1 protein-coding gene is annotated in these 1178 nt (G+C 36.8%); it reads right to left on the reverse strand.

Going from position 1 to position 1178, the window contains the following annotated elements; translation table 11 throughout:
• Positions 1-1039, reverse strand: a 1039-nt coding sequence (locus IEX12_RS23080) for an IS4 family transposase (RefSeq protein WP_188725992.1), incomplete at its 3' end; no start/stop codon positions are given.
• Between the last annotated feature and the right edge of the window lie 139 nt (positions 1040-1178).

A 1178-nucleotide genomic window follows, 5' to 3' on the forward strand; every position in this document is an offset into this window, starting at 1 on the left:
TAATTCGAAGCAACGATTTCTTGCTTTTCGTTTCCAGTTGGATAAGCACATGTAAACAATAGGTGATGAGTGCTATATAGATTTGATTTTGTAAAGCCGTTTCACTCATTCCGTAAAAATGTTTGATTTCCACGTGCTGCTTTAACCATTTGAAAAACAGTTCAATGGCCCAGCGTGATCGATAAATATCACTAATTTCTTGCGGTTCCAAGTCAAATCGATTGGTAATCAATCGAAGGATGTTGCCTTTCGTATCCATCACTTCGAGAAGACGAAAAACATTTTCACAACGTTTTTGTGTGGAGCCTATGTAAACCATTCTATCGGTTAAAACCGTTGATTCAGCTGGAACCGAAAATGAACATACTTCACGAATGACGGCATTTTTCTTTAGTCTGGATACAAAGAAGTATCCATCATCCGTCATTCGATCAAAACGTTCGTAGTCCATATAGCCGCGATCAAAGACATACATGGCTTCCTTGTCATCAACAAGGACTTCAAGCTGATTGCGATCGTGCTCTTTGGCTACTGTGATGACAGCTTTTTCGGGATAAACTGTTTCTTTATCCATGAAAACAAGGCGCAAATGCAACTTGACACCAGCCTTCGTTTTACGGAATTTTGCCCACTTATAATTGGTTAAGTTAAGAGGCAACGTACTAGAATCGATGATTTTTAACGGCATATTTTTATAAGCATTATTATGATATCCGTGTATCTGGTAAACAAGATCTAGAAATAGGGTTGCTAATATGGATGGATCTATTTCCCTATTCTTGCGTGAGAGCTGAGATGCGCTAATCGATTCAAAACCAACAGCTTTCTGAAAGTCTGTATCCAATAAAGCGTCACTTAGTGCTTGAAGCCCTTCCGTTTCATGTACTTGTGCATAGAGCATCAGTTTAATATAGGCTTCAGTCGTGAGTTTTTTGGTATAGCTATCTTGTTTTAGATTTTTAACTTGGTCAAAAAGTTTTTTAGAATTTATAGGTGCAATCCATTTACCAAATGCTGATTTTAGTGTATTCTTGTCCATGTTATGGTCCTTTATATTGGATTTGGACAGGAAACCACCTGACCTATTCATTATAAAGGATTTTTTGTTGCCTAGACAGTCAAAAATCGAACATTACCAACATTTTTTATTATTAGATATAATTAATGCAATGCTAATG

The sequence above is a fragment of the Lentibacillus populi genome (assembly GCA_014642895.1).
Classification (GTDB): Bacteria; Bacillota; Bacilli; order Bacillales; family Amphibacillaceae; genus Lentibacillus_C; species Lentibacillus_C populi.